The organism is Corynebacterium canis (assembly GCF_030408595.1).
Classification (GTDB): domain Bacteria; phylum Actinomycetota; class Actinomycetes; order Mycobacteriales; family Mycobacteriaceae; genus Corynebacterium; species Corynebacterium canis.
Window position 1 is genome coordinate 39070 of the sequence record NZ_CP047080.1, and the last position, 14067, is coordinate 53136.

The 14067-nt window shown below is 60.2% G+C and carries 12 protein-coding genes; 7 read left to right on the forward strand and 5 right to left on the reverse strand.

The annotated features are described in order from the left end of the window. The first annotated feature begins 76 nt into the window (after positions 1-76). Positions 77-736, forward strand: a complete 660-nt coding sequence (locus tag CCANI_RS00195) for a TetR/AcrR family transcriptional regulator (RefSeq protein WP_186750391.1) — start codon at positions 77-79, stop codon at positions 734-736. A gap of 207 nt (positions 737-943) precedes the next feature. Further along, positions 944-1525, forward strand: coding sequence for a nitroreductase family protein (locus CCANI_RS00200; RefSeq protein ID WP_146325533.1), 582 nt, complete (start codon positions 944-946; stop codon positions 1523-1525). Between the two features lie 9 nt (positions 1526-1534). Here the strand turns inward: CCANI_RS00200 and CCANI_RS00205 are convergent, their stop codons facing one another. Beyond that, a complete protein-coding gene (locus CCANI_RS00205; RefSeq protein WP_146325534.1) occupies positions 1535-2110 on the reverse strand; it encodes a DNA-3-methyladenine glycosylase in 576 nt (191 codons plus the stop codon). A gap of 513 nt (positions 2111-2623) precedes the next feature. Here CCANI_RS00205 and CCANI_RS00210 point away from each other — a divergent pair. Next, positions 2624-3181: a gamma carbonic anhydrase family protein gene (locus tag CCANI_RS00210; RefSeq protein ID WP_146325535.1), complete on the forward strand. Its 558-nt coding sequence runs from the start codon at positions 2624-2626 to the stop codon at positions 3179-3181. Here CCANI_RS00210 and CCANI_RS00215 read toward each other — a convergent pair. Continuing rightward, positions 3124-3990, reverse strand: a complete 867-nt coding sequence (locus CCANI_RS00215; protein ID WP_146325536.1) for a MarR family transcriptional regulator — start codon at positions 3988-3990, stop codon at positions 3124-3126. The two genes, CCANI_RS00210 and CCANI_RS00215, sit on opposite strands and share 58 nt — an antisense overlap. Before the next feature lie 135 nt (positions 3991-4125). On the opposite strand from CCANI_RS00215, the gene CCANI_RS00220 reads away from it, so the two are divergent. The 3 genes from CCANI_RS00220 (at position 4126) to CCANI_RS00230 (ending at position 9380) form a co-directional block, all read left to right on the forward strand. After that, complete coding sequence (locus CCANI_RS00220; protein WP_146325537.1) at positions 4126-5100, forward strand: TIGR00730 family Rossman fold protein; 975 nt, start codon at positions 4126-4128, stop codon at positions 5098-5100. Positions 5101-5117: 17 nt separating this feature from the next. Beyond that, on the forward strand, positions 5118-6713 hold the full coding sequence (locus tag CCANI_RS00225) for a DUF885 domain-containing protein (protein WP_146325538.1): 1596 nt from the start codon (positions 5118-5120) through the stop codon (positions 6711-6713). A gap of 1938 nt (positions 6714-8651) precedes the next feature. Next, positions 8652-9380, forward strand: a complete 729-nt coding sequence (locus tag CCANI_RS00230) for a TSUP family transporter (RefSeq protein ID WP_146325539.1) — start codon at positions 8652-8654, stop codon at positions 9378-9380. Here CCANI_RS00230 and CCANI_RS00235 read toward each other — a convergent pair. From CCANI_RS00235 to CCANI_RS00245, 3 genes are read right to left on the reverse strand one after another with little or no spacing between them, the layout of a single operon-like run. Further along, positions 9370-11613 (reverse strand): ATP-dependent RNA helicase, encoded by a 2244-nt coding sequence (locus CCANI_RS00235; protein WP_146325540.1) that lies wholly within the window; start codon positions 11611-11613, stop codon positions 9370-9372. The genes CCANI_RS00230 and CCANI_RS00235 overlap by 11 nt on opposite strands. After that, on the reverse strand, positions 11610-12200 hold the full coding sequence (locus CCANI_RS00240; RefSeq protein WP_146325541.1) for a sugar O-acetyltransferase: 591 nt from the start codon (positions 12198-12200) through the stop codon (positions 11610-11612). Before CCANI_RS00240 ends, CCANI_RS00235 begins: the two co-directional genes overlap by 4 nt. Further along, entirely contained in the window at positions 12193-12471 is a 279-nt protein-coding gene (locus CCANI_RS00245) for a hypothetical protein (RefSeq protein ID WP_146325542.1), read from the reverse strand. The genes CCANI_RS00240 and CCANI_RS00245 overlap by 8 nt, the downstream gene beginning before the upstream one ends. 44 nt (positions 12472-12515) lie before the next feature. Between CCANI_RS00245 and CCANI_RS00250 the strand changes: the two genes are divergently transcribed. Beyond that, on the forward strand, positions 12516-13889 hold the full coding sequence (locus tag CCANI_RS00250; RefSeq protein WP_146325786.1) for a helix-turn-helix domain-containing protein: 1374 nt from the start codon (positions 12516-12518) through the stop codon (positions 13887-13889). Positions 13890-14067: the final 178 nt, after the last annotated feature.

Below are 14067 nucleotides of genomic sequence, written 5' to 3' on the forward strand. Positions count from 1 at the left end.
TCGGTTGATGAAACTGATCCTAGCACGGTAGTTTCCACAACGGGAGAAATTATTTGTGTGACGTAAACTGGAATCCGTGACTGAGGGAAAAACGCAGGGAAAAACGCAGGGCAAACGAGGGCCGCAAACTGACCGCGAGGATGTCAAAGGCGAAATCTTAAGCGCCGCGCAGCAGGTATTCGTGGAAAACGGGTTTCAGCGCGCCACGCTTCGCCGCATCGCGGCACGGGCGCAGGTAGATCCGAAGCTGATCCACTACTACTTCGGCTCGAAATCAGACCTGTTTATGCACTGTATCCCCAGCGCGGACGGCGTCGCGGAAGTGCTTGCGGCGCTCCGGCGATTCTTTAGCACCCCCGAATTCACCGGCGAAATGTATGTCCACCGAGTATTGGAAACGGTGGAACAATCCAGCTTTGGTCCCGCCTTTCTGAGCCTTCTCCGCGGGTTCGGCGACCACGAGGAATCCCGCGCAACGGCGCGTAAGTTCTTCGGCGGGGAGGTGATCAAGCTATTGCGTGCACAGGAGGGGTTCGAGATCACCGACATAGAACGGCGACTCGCCCTTATCGGCGCACAAATGTACGGGCTTGTGATGACGCGCTATGTGCTTAAATACCCCGCCGTCGCGAACGCAAGCATTGCGGACCTGGCGCGCGACGTTGGTCCCGTGCTTGACCACTATCGCAGCCTGGGGGAATATGGTACTACAAAACCATTGGGCAAAACTTATTAATGTGGCTGATAGGAAAGGATGCACAAGATTATGAAGCACCAAACCATCATCGCCACCCTGCAGGTCCTGATCACCGTTGGAATCTGCGTGTGGCTCTGGGAATACGCACAAACACTCTGGTAGGCGGCTGCCGAGCGGGTGGTGGCGAGACACACTTATTCCGAAAAACGGCCTATCCTAGGGCCAAACAGGAAGAGAGTACACAATATGTCACTGACAGTCGCCGAAGCGATCAGCCGCCGCCGCGCAAACCGCAACTACCTAGACAAACCCATCCCAGACGAAGTGCTGGACCGGGTGGTCGCCCAAGCACTCGAAGCGCCCAGCGCCTTCAACCTGCAACTCCGCGACCTCGTGGTAGTGCGCGACCCCAAGATCAAAGAAGCCATCTACAACGCTAGCGGCCAACAACAATTCCGCGACGCGCCCGTGGTTTTGGTCGCGGTGGCGCGGGCGGAAGCGCTGCCGGAAGACGCGGCGCAGATAATCAACGAACGCCGCCTCACAGCCATCACCCGCATGAAAGACGGCGCCACCCCCCAAGCGCTACGTGAAGCCGCGCTTAAAGACGCCGCGCTGCTCGCCGGCTTCGCTCTCATCGCGGCAACGGCCGAGGGGCTGGCGAGCTGCCCGACAACCGGGTGGGACGAAGAAAAAGTGAAAGAAGCCATCGGCCTCGGTGGGCGCTCGGATCGTGGGATCGCACTCGTGATGTCACTCGGATACTCCGATGACCAGCCCCAACACCCAGGGCGCATCGCGCAACGGCGGATCGACGACCACTACTAGGCGAGGGCTTTACGGGCGGCGAGGGCGGGAAACCGTCGGATCGCCCGGAATCCAAAACCGCCACTTGGGGAGCGGGTTTTTGGTTATGCCAATGCGCGGGCCAGTAAGAAACTGCGGTGATTCCGCAGGGGAGACCAGCGAAAACTCCGGGCTGGGATCTGATGGGTCCAGGGAAATGGCGGCGTGATTATCACTGATAAGAAGGTTTAAAGCTTGGCCGAAATTCCCCGGGCCCTGCGCTAGGCGAGCTGGTGGGTGGATATCGTTCCGTCGCTGGCGAGCCAGGTCACAGCCCGCAACCACCTCGCCCGCCCGAAGCAAGACTGCGCCCGGAGTGCCTTCTGGCCAGCACACAATATTGCCCGCCTTATGGATTCCGTACGAGTTATACACATAAAGCCTGCCAGGCGGCCCGAACATCGCAGCATTGCGAGGCGTCTTGCCACGGAACGCGTGGGAAGCCTCATCCTCCGCGCCCAAATATGCCTCAACCTCGGTGATTCGGATAGACACTCCCGCGTGAGTGAGCGTGCAACCCAACAGGAGCGGAGCGACAAGGAGTGGGGAACTGGAAAAGTCAATCATGTTCGGGTGGTTGGTCGGCGGTTGATGGGCGATTCATCGGCGGCGTGATTTGGAGGGGGTGAAGCGGCCGCCAAGCTCGGCGCTCAGGCAGATTCGACACGCCGGGACGCTAGGGACGGTGTTTCCGCAGGACGCCGAACTTGCCCTGTTAGATCTGCCTGAGGCAGATCCGGCGGGGCCTATGGTTCGGGAAAGATCGAACTCTATTGCCCGGGATTGCCCTCCCGGTAGCTTCCGCCGATAGGTTGTGTGCAGCCGTTGACCTGCGATCGTCCGGAATTTCTTCATTGGGCGCCTCAACGAAGAATGGAAAGACCAGCTGCGGCGTTTTTGGGCCAGATTCGTCCGGAATTTCTTCGTAAGACCCCCGAATGAAGAATAGAAAGACCAGCCCAGGTCGGCAGTTGCGTACAACCCATCGGCCATGGCGGCGGCAGCAACTTTTCGGGCACCGGGGTGCGGTCGGGTGTTAGTTTTGCCACGCCACCGGCTACTAGAATTTACACTGGCACCATGCAGCCATTGATTCTTGCTTACCAAGGGAAAACGCCGCGCATCCACGAGTCGGCTTGGATCGCGCCGAACGCGACCATTATCGGGGATGTGGAGATCGGCCCGGATTCTTCGGTGTTCTACGGGTGCGTTCTGCGCGGCGACGTGGCACCGATTCGCATCGGTGCTCGAACGAATATCCAGGATAATTGCACGGTCCACGTCGATGGCGATGCGCCGTGCACGCTGGGGGATGACGTGACCGTCGGGCACATGGCATTGCTGCACGGAACCACCGTGGGCAATGGCACCCTGGTGGGCATGAAATCCGCTCTCTTGTCTCACTCGGTGATCGGCCCGGGGGCGCTGATTGCCGCAGGTGCGGTGGTTTTGGAGCACCAAGAGGTTCCCGAACGCAGCCTCGCGGCCGGCGTGCCTGCCAAGGTGCGTCGGGAATTGTCGGCCGAACAATCAGCTGCCTTTATCCCACATGCCGCCAAGTACGTGGAAACCGCCCAGAATCAAAGCGGAATCACGTTAGCGTTGGCGGATGTTACCGTGCGCAACGGATCCGCATAAAGCTTCCCAAGCGCCGCGGCGCGGGCGGCGATGCGGATGGTATCCCGATGCGTGGGAATCATGCGCAGCTCAGTGTTCTTGACGCTATCTGCCACAATCGCGCGGTTCTCGCGGATCTCCGTAAACCCGCACCCGGCTAGCACCAAGCTGGTGGGCTGGAGTTCGGTCACCAGTTCGGCTAGGGAACGCAGCGGGGTGGAGGTTTCCTTGATGTCCGGGCCATCGGCCCAGGCAAGCGCGGCGGTGGATTCACGCAAGGGCAGGTGACATACCAGGGTGCGGCGGGACTTGGTATCGGCGAGCGAAGCGGTTTGCACTTCCGCCGCCGCCAAGGCGCAGGCAGTGGAGATGATCTCGGCCCAAGGGAGATCCAACGGTAGCGTGTTAATGACGGCGATGCTTACGGAAACGGGGTTGCCATCGAGGGTGGTAAGCGCCTTGCGGACGATCGAGGCGGGGTCCAACCCCTCCACGGTGTTGTCCAACAAAACATCTCTGATCGTGTTGCCGCGGGCATCGACCAAAGTTGCGTAGGTGACTAAATGGTCCACCGAAACCCCGGCGAAGGTCTTGCCAGCGCCGTCGAGCTCCAATGGGATAGTCGGACGCCCAGGCCCGTTTGGGTGAACTAGGTCTGGGCGTTCGCGCACCAGGCCGATCTTGCTAAGCGCTGCCACAGCGCGGGTAACGGTGGGTTGTGATAAGCCCGTGGCGGCAGTGAGGTCTGCGCGAACGGAAAGTCGATGTTGCCGAATGTGGTGCAGACACTGTGCCGCCGCGGAAACTGGATTGCCGAGCGGAGTTTGCATGCGGCCTAGTATAGACCGATGTGTCTAACTCGAATGTAATGATCATTCTGATTTAGCTAAGAGTTTTGTTCAGGTTTTCTTTTGGTTCGGTACATAAATGCGGTCCAACCCCCGCCAACCTGTAGCATGGTGGGTATGCAGAGCACCCTGAATATCCGCCCTATGACCAGCGATGATACCAAATTGCGCGAGGAAGCGGAACAGCGAAATGCCACCCGGGAATCACGCCAACCACGTCTCTTAGGATTTATTCCAGAGCGCGGAGATTACGGGATCGTAGCTTTCGATGATGCGAGCGTTGCGGGGGTTGCCTGGGCGTCGATAAGCGGCGTTTTGCCCGAGATCACGGTGAACGTCGCCCCGGAGCATCAGGGAAACGGGCTGGGTACGCGCTTGGTTGATGCATTGGTAACGCACGCGCACAGTGTTCGCTGGCCAGGGCTGGCGCTCACCGTCGCCGACGATAATCCGGCACGTCGACTCTACGCCCGGCTGGGTTTTGAGGCGCGCGCGGATGGCGTCATGGTGAAGCCGTTGGCTCCCGCAATCAACGCTATTACCGTGTACTGCGGTTCCGCATGCGGCGCCCGCCCCGAATACGTCAACGCCACCCGCGAGTTCGCCCAAGGCTTGGCAGAGCTCGGCGTGGACATTGTGTACGGCGGCGGCAAGATTGGCCTGATGGGGGAGCTTGCCGACGCCGCGCTCGCAGCCGGCGGTGACGTCATCGGCGTGATCCCCGCCTCGCTGGTGGACCGGGAGGTGGCACACCCGAAGCTTACGGAATTGCAGGTGGTGGACAGCATGGCGGAACGCAAGGAGCGCATGGAGGCGCTGGGCGATGTGTTTGTGGCCCTGCCCGGCGGCATCGGCACGCTGGAGGAACTCTTTGAGGTGTTTACCCTGCAGCTGCTCGGCCCGGAGTGCATGCCCGTGGTGCTGTACAACGTGGAAGGCTACTGGAGCTCGCTGATTGAAACATTGAAGCGAATGACCGAGGAAGGGTTTATTCCGCCCAAATACATTGACGCCTTGATTGTCGTCGATAGCGTGAGCGGTCTGTTCGAGGCGTTGGAGTCCTGGCGCGCGCCCGGAATCAAGTGGGAGTAGCCCTACAATAGGCGGTTATGACTACATTGCGAACCCCCACCGCGCTGGACCAAGCCGCCGAAGCGTACGTGCACGACCTAGCGGCGCTGATACCCATCGAGGCCACCGCGTGGGGCATCGCCGGCTATGACGGCGAATTGCAGGATTTCAGCCCCGAGCACTATGCGGCGGTGACGGAACGCACGCGGCGGATGCTGCGAGATGTGGACGCGCTGGCCGGGGAGGACGACGCCGTGACCGCAGCCGTGATGCGCGACCGGCTCGGCGTGGCGGTGGCGCTGGATGAGCGCGGCGAAAAGCTGCGGAGCCTGAACAATATCGCCTCCCCGGTGCAGGAGATCCGGGATTCCCTGCTGCTGATGCCCTCCGGCGATGCGGTGCGGCAGCGTCTAGGGAAGGTGCCGGCGGCGGTGGCGGGGTATCGGGAATCCCTGCGGCTCGCGGCTTCCCAGGGGCAGGTTTCCGCACAACGCCAGATCGGGCAACTATTGCAGCAGCTCGATGCTTTGATCGAGGGCACCATGCTCGATGATTTGCTCGAAACCCCCGCCCCGGAAATAGCGCAAGCCAAACAAGCGTTCGGGGAGCTTGCCGAGTGGTTGCGCACGGAACTCGCCCCGCAAGCCCCCGCAATAGACGCCGTGGGCCGCGACCGCTACGAGCTGTTTTCCCACGAATTTGTTGGCGCCCGGGTGGACCTTGACGAAGCCTACGAGTGGGGACTCGACCGCCTTACCGAAATCATTGCCCAGCAGCGCGAATGCGCCCACGAATTGTATGGTCCGGGGGTGGACGTTGCGGAAGCCATCGCACGGCTAGACGGGGAGGAACGCTACACGCTGCGCGGCGTCGATAAGCTGCGGGCGTGGATGCAAGGCGTGGCCGATCAAGCCATCGCCGAGCTGGAAGGCACCCACTTTGAAATCCCCGCTCAAATGCGCACCATTGAATGCTGCATCGACCCCGCGGGCACCGGCGGTATTTTCTATACCCCGCCCGCGGAGGACTTCTCGCGCCCGGGCCGCATGTGGTGGTCCGTCCCGCCCAGCGAAGATACGTTCCATACCTGGAAGGAGCTGACCACCGTCTACCACGAGGGTGTACCCGGCCACCACTTGCAGCTAGGCGTGGCCATGTGCGAGCGCGATCGATTGAACCTGTGGCGGCGCGTCGCCTGCTGGAATTCCGGCCATGGCGAAGGCTGGGCGTTATACGCGGAGGCCCTGATGGCGGAGCTCGGCTACCTCGACGACCCCGGCTTCCGCATGGGGCTTTTCGACGCCCAACGGCTCCGCGCCGCCCGTGTAGTGCTGGATATCGGCGTGCACCTGTCTAAACAGACCCCGGAGGGCGGGCAGTGGTCCTTCGAGTACGCCCGCGATTTCCTGCGCAAGCATGCGGCCATGAGCGACGCCAACCTTAACTTTGAGCTGCACCGCTATTTCGGGTGGCCGGGCCAGGCGCCCTCCTACGCCCTCGGCCAGCGCCTATGGCAGGAATTGCGTGACGACGCCCTGGCTGCCGGACGCACCGCCGCAGAGTTCCACGCCGCGGCGCTGGCGGAGGGTTCTATTCCCATGGAGATCCTGCGGCGGGTGGTTTTGGCCGGTTAGTGGGGAAGCTTGGGGGCGGGGGTCGGGGTGTGGGTCTCGCGTAGTTGCTGAGAGCTGCTGCGCGCTTTGATTGCTATAATCTATTTCTGTGCACAGAATTACTTTGCAATCTCTGGGGCGGGGGCCTGGGCTGGAAGTGTGCGCATGGCGCGCGGCGCTCGTCGAACACCCGAGCTTTTGGTGTCATGTCCGGCTAATGAACGTGCAGGAAATAACCGAAAACGTTTGACTTGATTCGCGCCTATTTTCGCATCGATGTTGGGGCTTGGGGAGGCTATTTCGGCGGCTTGATGGCGATCGTTATCCCTAGGAAATCGTGTGGCCTGGGCTGGGCTTCCTAGGCTTGCGCTTGGGGTTTTCCGGCTGGGCTCGCATTGGGTTTGTGTTGCCAAAGGTATTGGTGTAGCTACCGGCGCAGCATTGGATATTGGAAGCCGCAACTCGGGGTGGCTCGAAAGGGAGAGCTATTTGCTTTGTAATCGTTGGGAATTTTCGGCGAGATTGCGGATGTGGAAACAATGGGATTCGAACGGGAATCGCCTGATTTGTTCAATGAAGAAAACCCTAAGACGAATCTTACTTTAACTTCAATGGAAGCGTAATATAAGCTGTGGAGTAGGGTTTTTGGGCTTTTGCCAAGCGCATTTCTATTTGCATATTGGCGCCGCCGAAATGAATTGGGATCACCGTTAAGGAGCCAAATAATTGTAGCGCGCAACATTAATCGCTGTTTCTTTTGTAGTTGTGCAATTGCGCCAATGTGAACCAAGCTCGCCACGGACATGTAGTGATTTTGCTGCAGTGAGCGAGTGTGTGGTTGAGTTTGTGTGGCGGCTCCAATGGCACTGGGCGCTATCGGAGCCGCTAACCTGAGGGCCGTGTATGGGCCGCCGCAACCCCCTGATGCGGCGACCCTGCAACTGGAAACGGCAGGTAGGCATAATGAAATGCCCTCTTACCAAAGCGATGCTTGGTTTCGAGGGCATTGGGAATAGCCAGTATCCTGCGGATACAAGCCTCGTTCTCTGCCGGGGACTTCCCGACAGCTCCCGAAAACTAGTCCAGCAGGTCCAGAACCAGGTCCCAGAAGGTGTCAAGAAGGTTGTAGGAGAGATCAAACATCGGAGATGATCCTTTCGAGTTTTGAGTTTAGGTGTGCTACTTAGGTCCTAGCGGAGCCTAGCTTTGCTAGGGCATCACGCCAGTTCTTAAGTAGCCGCTTTAGGAAGCTTCAGAGTCCAGTGCCTGAAGGATTCAGGCGCTGCATCGACTAGTCGAGAATGTCGAGGATGAAGTCCCAGAAGGTGTACAGAACGTTGTAGGAGAGGTCGAACATCTCTTTCCTTTCTCGTGAGCATCGGTGAGCCGGTAACCATCTTGGCAGACGCTCGAGTTTCGCGTCAACCCGATGGGGTGAGAACTGACTTCGGCGGGGTATCTAAGAACTCGTATGAGGTTTGAAGCGGGCCTTAATTCAAGTCGAACGCTTGAGTAGTTTCCGCCATTCGAACCATCGCAGAGCACTTCTGATTCCTGCCTTCGATTGCAACTTTAACGCTAAGAATTCCCTGTAAAAACCCCCAAAAGTGGGGGCGTAATGAATAGAGCGTCTTTTACGATATGGAGGGTAAGGGGGTGTGTTGCGTCATATAGGAAGGAAGCGGATATTCCCATTATGCGAGCATTTTGGCCCGCTAATCAAGGCCGCAGTTTTTATTCGCAATCTCATTTCTGTATTTTTCGCCCAAACCTGAGAGATTTCACGGTTTCAGCAGCGTAACGGCAGGTTTTTCAGGAGCAACAAGGTTCCCCCACCGGAGGTAGCGTTCGGGGGTGGTGGGGCATTGATTCTGTCCATTGATTCGGGAGCTTTCTGGCGTCCGCACGGTCGCCGCGCACGTCGGCCGTAGGCGGTCACTGGCCGTTATTCTTAGCCATATGGAATGGGTGTTCGTAGGAGCGATTATCGCCGGTTGGGTGGATGCGGTGATCGGGGGTGGGGGGCTCGTGCTTATCCCACTATTGATGTCTGCTGGCCTGTCACCGACGATGGCGCTCGGTACAAACAAGCTCGCAGGGTGCCTAGGAACCTTTACCGCTACCGTCACCTTGGCGCGCAGGATCGGCTCCCCACCTGCGGTTTTGCGCTATATTCCGGTGGCGCTGTGCTGTTCGGGATTGGGGGCGAGCGTTGCGAGCCTGCTTTCGGCCGCCGTGATGCGCCCGCTGGTCATTGGGTTATTGCTGGTAACCGGCGTTTTTGTGGCGCTACGCCCGGGATTCGGCACGGCGGGTGAAGGGGTCACGCGCCGGCGCCCAGTGCTGATGCTGGTGATCGCCGGGATCATCGGATTTTACGATGGCATTTTTGGCCCAGGCACCGGAATGTTCCTGATCATGGGTTTTACCGCGCTGCTCACGGGCGATTTCTTGCGCTCTGCTGTCTACGCAAAAGTGGTCAACGTCTCCACCAATGTCGGCGCCCTGATTGTGTTCGGTTTCACAGGTCAGGTTTGGTGGGAGCTGGGCTTGGGGCTGGCGGTAGCCACCGTGATCGGCGCACAACTCGGGGCTCGGACCGTGCTCAGCGGAGGGGCGAAGCTCGTTCGCTACGCCCTGCTCATTATGGTTGTGGTATTAGTCACAAGGCTGGTGTTTAGCGGCTAGCGCGGGTGGTAGCGGCCGTCGCCGTGGCGGCCCACGGGTCCTCCGGCCACGGGTGCTTGGGGTACCTGCCGCGCATTTCTTTACGCACCTCCGCATAGGGTCCAGCCCAGAAGCTGCGCAGGTCGCTCGTGATGGCAAGCGGCCGCCCGGCGGGTGAAAGGAGGTGGAATTGCACGCGCTGGCCCGCGATACGTGGCGATTCGGCCAAACCGAAACATTCCTGAAGTTTCACGGCGACCACGGCCCGTTCGGCGCTGTACGTCACCTTGTGTCTGCGGCCGCTCGACACGGTGAGGTGCGTGGGTACCTCCGCGTCGAATGTGGCCACCAGATCCCAGGGGATAAGGTTGCGCAGGTTCACGGAAAGGTCAGGGTTTAGCCATTCCGCGAGTCGTGCGTGCAGGGCGTTCTGGTCCACCGCCGGCCAGGGAGCGCCGAGCTGCGCGTGGAGATAGGCAAGCCGCTCACGGATGCGTTGTTGATCCTCGGGCAAGGGGAGAGTGCCCGCACGGTAGCCAGCCGCGACGGCGTCCCACCGAGTGCGCGCGTCCAGCGGTACCGGGGTGGCGGATAGTTCAATGGCACCGGCTTTTCGAATACGACGTCCCTGCACCCGGCCTTGCTCGTCCAGCTCGGCGACCGTTTCTTCCGCGACACCCAAAATGCGGAGCGCGTCCTTCTCGGCCAAGGGATATGCCTTGTGGACTTTGGCCGCATCGCCGGACCTGGTCACCTCGGCGATCGCCAGCCAATCACCATGTGGATTCGTGATGTTGGCGCGGGTGCCGGAGGCGAGCAGCACTGTATTCTCATTGAGGCGTTTGGCAATACGTTCGGGGAAGGCAAGGGCGGTCACCAGTGCGAAGGCGTCTGCGCCGGTATCCGGGTGGGAGTCGATAAAACGTTCAAACCGGCGGGCCTCGCTCGGGTCCCCATAGGCGAGGGTGGCCACGGCGCGGGCGGCGGCGCGGGAACCTACGGCAGGGGCGGCGTCGATAAGCGCGCGGGTGAGGCGAGGATCGGCCGGCATGCGTGCCAAGCGGCGGCCGAGATCGGTAACGCGACCATCGTGAAGGGCGCCGAGCTGGGTGAGCGTGGCGCGGGCGGAGGCTAAGGCGGCGGCGGGCGGGGCGTTGATAAGTTCGAGCGGGCCCCAGCATGCCATCAGGAGCGCTGCTTGGGTGAGGTCGCAGGTGTGAATCTCCGGGGTGATATGTGGGCTGAAGTGCTGGAACTCCCGCTCGGAATAGCACCGGATCACGGTGCCGGGGCCCTCGCGGCCAGCCCGTCCGGCGCGCTGCTCGGCTTGCGAACGCGTGCACGATTCGGTGACAAGGCCCGTCATGCCGCGGGCGGTGTCGCGGCGTGGTACGCGGGCAAGCCCGGCGTCGATTACCACGCGCACGCCGGGGACGGTCACGGAGGATTCGGCAATGCCCGTGGCCACCACGATGCGGTACCCCTCCACAAACGCCGCGTCCTGTTCGGCTGGGGATTGGCGGCCATGCAACGGCACCGCCACAGCGCCCAGCTTTTCGCACACATAATTCACCTCGCGCACGCCCGGCAGAAACACTAAGGTCGCATCTTTGTGCCCCGTAGCCTGGGCGCACACGTGATCGAGAAACGCGCGGGAGGTGCGGAGACGGTCGGCGGCGGGAGCGTAATGCACGGCAACCGGGTGCGTCACCGCGGGCGTTGTTACGATGGGCGCGTGCAGGAACTCCGCGAAACGCTGCGCATCAACGGTGGCGGACATGGCCACCACGCGGAAGTCATCGTCGCGGAGCTGGCGCAACTCGGCCAGCATCGCCAACGCAAGGTCGGAATCCAACTGCCGCTCGTGGACCTCGTCGACCACCACGGCGCGGACGCCCGGAAGTTCCGGGTCGGCGAGCAGGCGGCGCACCAAGATGCCCGGTGTGAGGAACTCCACAGCGCTACCGGGGGTATGGTCGCCACGCACGGAATAACCCACCAGCTCCCCAAGTCGAGTGCCGCTCGCCTGAGCCAAACGCCGAGCCGCCGCCCGCACAGCGACGCGACGCGGGCCGGTGACCAGGATTTTCCCGCCAAAAACGCGATGCAAAAACGGAGGGACGAGCGTGGTTTTGCCCGTGCCGGGAGGTGCCTGCACCACGGCGGCGCCACTTTCCGCCAGCGCCACCTCCAATTCGGGCAGCGTGGCCAGGACGGGTAGGTTGGCGCCAATACGGGCAAGATCAAAACTCATTCAGGGGTGCTTTTCTCCGCGTCGCGCTGGCGAATCACCCGCGCGGGGTTGCCCACGGCGATGGAATCCGCCGAGATATCGCGCGTCACCACAGCGCCAGCGCCGATGGTGCAGCGATCCCCGATTGTCACACCCGGCAGCACGATCACGCCGGCACCCAACCAACAATCCTCGCCGATGCGAATCGGTTGGCCCTTTTCCCACCCTTGCCTGCGGAGCTCAATATTGTCCACCGGGTGGCCTACGGTGATGAGCTGGCAGTTCGGGCCAAGCAACGTGCGATCTCCGATCACCACCTCGGCGGTGTCCAGCACCGTCAACCCGGCATTAATAAACACGTCTTTGCCGATGTGGGTGTGCACTCCGTAATCGAAAAACACGGGTGGCAGGAGGCGGAGGCAGGAAGGTGCCGTGCCAAGCAGGCGTTGCTGGATCTGGGCTTGCTCGCCGCGGGCGAAGCGGGATGTGGCGTTATATTCCTCGCACAGATGCGCGGCCGCTTCGGCGTGGGGGCCAAGGTGCGGGCTGGCCGGAATGTGCCATTGCCCGCTGGCGAGATCTTCAAGGGTGGCGTCGCGTTCAATCATGGGACCACGTTTCCTTTGCGCGTGGTGTTAGGGCTTGCTGGTTCGAAATTGTACCTGGGAGGGAAGTTTGGTTGTGTGCAGCCGTTGACCTGCGATCGTCCGGATTTTCTTCATTGGGGTGTCCAACGAAGAATGGAAAGACGAGCTGCGGCGTTTTTGGGCTGTCATCTCTCAGGACCTTGGTAACAACCTGTTTCATCACCTTGGTGACAACCTGTCTCATGTCCTTGGTAACAGTCTGTCTCATGGCCTTGGATGCAACGAGTCTCATGACCGTGGAAACGATTTTGGTGGTGTTCGTTTTCAATTAGGTGCATGGTTCGTCCTCTTTCGCCGAATGTGCGGCGTTTAATTGTTGAATTTGATCCGTGTGCCGCGAACGGCATGAGTATTACGGAGTTTTGTGCGGTTCATGGCATTAGCCGGAAAACGTATTATGCGATCAAAAAGCGTTTTGAGCAGGAAGGATTTGGGGCGCTGCATCCGCGGTCGAGTGCGCCGCATAAGCCTGCGACTACCTATGATGAGGCTACGGTGTCGATGGTGCTTGCGATGCGGGARCGGCTTGGCCAATTTGGTTGGGATAATGGGCCGCGATCCATTTGGTATGCGTTGATTGATCAGCCGAATGTGGTGCAGCCGATTCCTTCGGTGTCGACGATTGCTCGGATTCTGGCTGCTGCGGGTGTGGTCGCGAAGAATCCCCGGAAGCGGCCTCGCTCATCGATAGTGCGCTTCGAGCGATCCTGTGCCATGGAGTTGTGGCAGCTGGATGCGTTTTCCTATCGGCTCGCTACTCCGGCGGGCACTGTGATCACGATTTACCAGCTCATCGATGATGCAACCCGATTTGATGTGGGTACTACGTATGGCACCAAGCCGGAAAATGGGGCAGATGCGTTGAACTGTGTAGTTAACGCGATCCGTGTCTATGGGGTACCGCGCCAATTGCTGAGCGATAATGGTGGCGCGTTTAATCAGATTCGCCGGGGCCGGATCACTGCGCTGCATCGGTTTCTTGCCGTCAAGGGTTGTGAGGCCATTACTGGCCGGGCGGATCATCCCCAAACCCAAGGCAAAAACGAACGCTCCCATCAAACCTTGGTGAAGTTCCTTGATGCGCACAAGCCCAGTACTGAGGCCAAATTGAAGGAATTGCTCAGTGAATACCGGGAGTACTACAACAACAAGCGGAGGCATCAAGCACTCGGGGGTATGACCCCGAAACAGGCCTGGGACAGCATCGAACACCGCCCTAGTAGCGGCGAGCCCATCACCCAGGAGCAATTGACTGCAGAGATTGAAAAATACCGGCAGGCCCGTTCGAGCGAGTCCCCCAGCGCTGCAGATGGCCTCGACCAGGATCCAGCAATGCTGTACATCAAACCCTCGTCCAGACCACGTTTCGCGCTCGCGGGGTACTACATCAATATCCCCAAACGGCTTACCGATAAGCACTACTACGTCGTTCACACCGACGATGAATACGCGCTATTCGATTCCGTCGACGGCGTCATGGTCCTGCGAATCCCACTGCCACTAAACGTGCTCGGCGAACCGATCGGCGCCACCGTACCCCTTTGGAAAATCATCGGCGCGTACCTCCACGAGGCCCCGCCGTGGTTTCTCAAACGACAGCAGCAATGGCTACAACAACACCCCACCGCCGCTGCTGAACTAGAGGATTAACTACCCGCTCGCGCGTTACCAAGGTAATGCTACTGGTTGTCACCAAGGTGATGATACTGATTGTTACCAAGGTGATGGCACAGAGTGTTACCAAGGTCGCGAGATTCTACACGGCGTTTTGGGGCCTGATTCGTCCTGGATTTCTTCGTTGGGGCCCCGAATGAAGAATAGAAAGACC